At 49.2% G+C, this 4,911-nt stretch carries 3 protein-coding genes; all 3 read right to left on the bottom strand.

The genetic code is table 11. From position 1 onward, the window contains the following. Nucleotides 1–269, bottom strand: a 269-nt coding sequence (locus VN105_RS17970; RefSeq protein ID WP_325642910.1) for a c-type cytochrome, incomplete at its 3' end; no start/stop codon positions are given. Nucleotides 270–278: 9 nt separating this feature from the next. Next, nucleotides 279–1,550: a PQQ-dependent sugar dehydrogenase gene (locus tag VN105_RS17965; RefSeq protein WP_325642909.1), complete on the bottom strand. Its 1,272-nt coding sequence runs from the start codon at nt 1,548–1,550 to the stop codon at nt 279–281. A gap of 97 nt (nt 1,551–1,647) precedes the next feature. Beyond that, on the bottom strand, nt 1,648–4,683 hold the full coding sequence (locus tag VN105_RS17960; protein WP_325642908.1) for a lantibiotic dehydratase: 3,036 nt from the start codon (nt 4,681–4,683) through the stop codon (nt 1,648–1,650). Nucleotides 4,684–4,911 lie beyond the last annotated feature (228 nt).

Here is a 4,911-nt window from a genome sequence, read left to right as displayed (position 1 = left end):
TCATCGTCTATCGGAACAGACGACTGCCTTCCTTTTAATATCACCTGTACCAATGCGGGTTTATCGCCAAGTACAAAAGAGGTTTTGATCAACGGGGGATTTAAATGCGGAACGCCGCTGCCATCTACCTGGTGGCAGGTAAGGCAATACTGTTCATACACCTTTTTCCCCCTGGCGATGGCTGCGCCGGCATTGGGCTTTTTTGTCTGGGCAGATAAAAAAGAAAGTGCTGCACTGAGTGCAACACCTGTTAAAATGATCTTCTTCATACAATATCATTATTTACCACTGTAGGTGATCTTATAAACGGTTCCTTTCACATCGTCTGTTACATACAGGGAACCATCAGGGCCCTGTGCCAGTCCGCAGGGGCGATGCTTTGCCTGGCCCGGCGACTGGATATCCGGCACACCGGCAAAATCATCTGCAAAAATTTCCCATTCGCCGGATGGTTTACCGTCTTTAAACGGAACAAAGGCTACGAAATAACCTTTTTGTCCTTTCTGGCGGTTCCAGGAACCATGAAAGGCAATAAAGGCGCCGTTCTTATACTTTGCAGGAAACTGGCTGCCGGTATAAAATAATAAACCGTTAGGCGCCATGTGTGCAGGAAATGCCACCACAGGGTCAATCGCATTTTCCCCGCCGGTTTTCTTTCCGTCGCCCCCATATTCAGGGGCCAGTATTTTCTTATGCTGCTGTCCATCGTAATAAATATAAGGCCAGCCCGCATCGTCTCCTTTCTTCAGGGCATACATACATTCTGCAGGCAATTCGTTGCCCTGTTGCAGGCTGTAGTATTCAGGAAACATATCAAACAGGCCATCTCTCCCGTGCTGCATTACAAACAGCTGGTTATCCGCCGTGTTCCAGTCGAGTCCCACCACGTTACGGAGTCCGGTAGCATAACGGGTACCATCGCCATATGTCTGGTTTTGTTTATCAGCCCGGAACTGCCAGATCCCTGCAGCGGAATCCCGGACAGGACATCCTTCTATTCCTTTGGACCCTTTGGCCCGGTCCTGCACCTGGCAGGAATTGGAATAAGCCCCGATGTTCACATAAATATTGCCTTCGTTATCAAGCGTTAAAGATTTGGATTCGTGCTGGTGACGGTTAATCAGCCCGGTTACGATCTTCTCCGGCTGATCGGGATTGATCACTTCAAATTTATCATTCAGTGCATAGCGATACACTTCCTCATCAGAGGAGGCATACAGGTATTTGTCTTTAATCACCATGCCCGTTCCCCGGTAAGTACCAAAGGTTTTTATGTCCTTTCCATGTATAACCGCAATGGCTTTTCCCGGTTTTGAAGTCTGGATTTTTACATAGACGTCTCCCAGCGGTGTTACCGCTATATGACGGGCGGCGCCCAGGTTTTCTGCTATTGCAGCGGCCTTAAAGCCGGCAGGCAGTTTCAGTCCTGCATTGCCAGGATCTGCCGCTGTACGGCGAATGGCACTGCTGTCCCCGTTATTGCCCAGGCTGCGAACAGATAACAGGGTCATCACGGACAAACATCCCAGGAGAACTATTCTTGTTTTCATGATCTTTTATTTACAATGATTGATGAGGGGATATTTAAACTTACCCTGTAAAAATAATAAGGTTTTTATGGATTCCGTAATTTATGGATGAATGGCGCTAACTCCTGGCAACCAGGGATACGTAAAATTTCATCAGGTAGTGATAAATTACCAGCTCATGCAAACGCGCGTTGGCCGTAAACATCCGGTTCAGGAACATATGCAGGTAATGCGGCGGTAATTCCGTTACTGCGTTCGGCTGTATAGTTTGCAGGTCCTGTATAATATCCTTCCATGCCGCAGCGCGCTTCGTAAATACTTCCCGTGCGCCATGCGGCAACGTATAATCGTGTGCGTTATCCAGCAATGCAGCGTTGATCAGTTTCTTGTGTGTACGGTATTTATTGTTTAACTGCAGTAGCAGTGCGGCATCTCCATGATGCTCTGCAAAGAACTGTTGCTGCAACTGCTGTAATAATTTCATTTTCATTATTGGCGTATAGCCGAAACCGTTCAGTAACTCATCGGCCCCTTTTAATGCCAGCAGCCAGCGCTCCTGGTTTTCCGCGCCACCAATGGTTTGCAGCAGTTGCAGCACCGCTTCACTGTCGTGAAAAAAGAAAGCTTCGCTATGTTCCATTAAAGCCGGGCTGTAACGTTCCAGCTCACGTACATAAGTATCCAGTTGTATTTTCCGTACGATGTCGTTATTAAGATAAGGATGTAAGATTTCTTCTGCCCGCTGCATCACTATACTGCTGTGCTCACCGTATTGCGGAAGATGAAAGCGGAGCCGTATATGATGATCCGGATCCTGGTACCTGGTGAAGAACCAACGGTCTGTTATCCCGGACGATAGCAGTTCCAGGGTCAATGGCTGTAATATTTTCAGCAGCAGCTTATCCATCCATTTGGGGCCGCAGTATATTTTGATATACATCCATTCGCTGCCGGGTGCAAAACTGCGTTGCAGATTTGGGGCAGATGGCACTGCCGCTAAACCGGCAGGCGGCTGCCAGGCGTCATTACAAAGCGGTATAATAATTTCGTTACAGAAAGCGCCTTGTTCATTTGCCGGCAGGCGGGTGGTTTCATTAAACAGGCATTCGTATAATATTACATTTCCTTTCTTCAGTTTATCGGCCAGCAACATACGGCCAAAAGCGCTGCCGAAATCTATCAACAGGTCGTTGTCTCCTTCAGATAGCTGCACATGCGCGGGCAGCTGATGTTGTGCTTTTAAAAGCAGCAATGCCTCATCGGCCGGATGGGATGCCAGCAGTGATTCAAAGGCTTCACGGGTTACATACCACCTGGCCCTTTCCAGGATCACCTGGTGATACACTACCCTGGGCAGAAAAGGTTCTTCCTGTAAAATTCCCCAGTTCCATTGTATGGAAAAGGCCTCCTGCTGTTGCAGATCGCACAGAAATTTATAGGCCGATAGCCCACGGGTAAAGTTATGAGCGCTGGTAAGCCGGGGTACCACTTCTTTCTGCCATCGCTGCGAACGCAGTACCACCCTGTTGTTTCGCACACTTACCATCAGATCGCTTACCGGCAACTGGAAATCTTCCGGTACACTGCTTTTCCCCAGGAAGGGTATTTCATAATCGTACAGGGCTGGCCGTAGTAATACATTCCCCGTACGGCCTTCCGGCAAATGCACAATTTCTGCCAGCAACCTGTTTTTCTCCAATAGCTGTTCCTTCCGTGTAAAATCACGCAACAGGCTTTCGAGTTCCGGGTTGCCGGCGGCAAACCGTCCCATCAGGGCCAGGGCATTGGGTCCATGACAGGCTTTCAGTAAAAAATTGAAGTGGCCGTTATCCAGGGCATCAGCTCCATCAGCCATCAGCGAGCCCATAAGGCAAAGAAAGGGGGGTAACTCCGGTTTGTTTGTATCCGCTACCAGTTCATCCAGGTCCGCATCCGTCAGCGAAATGACTGCTGCCTGCAATGCCCGGGACCTGAGAAAATGTTTTAGTACAAACTTCGTTTGGTCGTTCCAGTTAACGGTATCTTTTTTCCTCCCTGCCGGCATTATGAGGTCGTCAATAAGGGGGGTATAACTGGCGTATTCCCCCGCTGCTATACCGTAACCAATGCCTGATTCACTATCCAGCGCCATCATGAGGGGGATTTCCCGCTGGTCGTACTGTTGGAGGAACCGGTCCTTAAACTGCTGCAGGTCGCCGCCGGCGCCTGAACTGCTGAACACCCGCAAACGTTCCAGCCGTTGCAGCAGGGTACCGGTAACGGTTTCAGCCAGGCGAACGGGGCCCGGCCGGAAAAAAAGATCCACCTGTATGGGATCTTTAGTACTTACAGCGGGAAACTGCGAGGCCAGTATATGAATTACTTCCTGGTATTTGCTTACGCCGCCGGGGAACTGCTGTAAAAGCCGCTGTACCTGCTGTAACGCCCGAACGTAGTCTGGTACGGGGTTCTGGGCCTGCAGGCTGCAGATCAGCTTATCCAGGTTGTCGCCACCGGTAATTTGCGGCGATAACTCCGCTACCAGTATCTGGTTGTGGATCAGGGTTTCGATAAAAGCCCGGGCTTCTATATCCGGGATATCCATGTTTGTTAATACCGCTGTTAGCACGGAGAGGTTTGTTCCATGGCGGGCGGCTGCCAGCAGCGCCGCCGTATAATCATTCTGTGAAAAAGCGCTGAGAAAGTAATGCCGCCTTTTATCGCGCAGCTGGTATTCAAAATACCGGTATCCATCACCGGAACGGTACAAACTATTATTGGGGAAATAGAGCAATTGGCTACCGATGTCCGGTAACCGGGTCAATTCCCCCATCAGTTCGGATAAATATGCCATATCCAGCCGGGCTACCGGTTGTTGTTGCCGTAAGGCCGGGGCCGGCAACTGCGTTGCACCCGCGTGGATATACCCTGTACAGCAACCTGCGAATAAGCCAAAAGGTGTGCAGCGGGTACTCATTCTCAACAAATAACGATAGAGGGCAAGCGGTAGTTTCAGGGAATTATCCCCTGCAGGCAGCCATTTCATCATTTCTGTATACAGTTCCGGGCTGGCAAGGAAAACAGCTTCCTGTAATAACGGGCGGGAATATATTTCCCGGAGGGCGGACACAAACGCGTCCTGGTCATTGGAGGTGTTACGATGCAGTTGTAACACTTCTTCATATGACAATAGTGGTATTCTCAGTAAAAAGAAATTGCAAGTACTCAGCAGCGGCATACATGACAAGCATACCTACTTTAGTTGGAAAGCCAGGCTTTCCGGCTCCGTATGCTTGAATAAAGATAAAATGTTTTCAGGATCTTAGGTAACTGCTATTTTAACTCCCGGGATTACTCTTTCCATTTCATCCACAAATTTCTTATAACTGGCGGGTTTACCCAG

The organism is Chitinophaga sp., assembly GCF_035564935.1.
GTDB lineage: Bacteria > Bacteroidota > Bacteroidia > Chitinophagales > Chitinophagaceae > Chitinophaga.
The sequence above is the reverse complement of the archived record's forward strand: the minus strand, read 5'-3'. Positions and strand labels throughout refer to the sequence as shown.

Excerpts from the sequence above, each read along its gene's own strand:
- VN105_RS17965 (WP_325642909.1), bottom strand. The coding sequence starts at position 1,550 with ATGAAAACAAGAATAGTTCTCCTGGGATGTTTGTCCGTGATGACCCTG.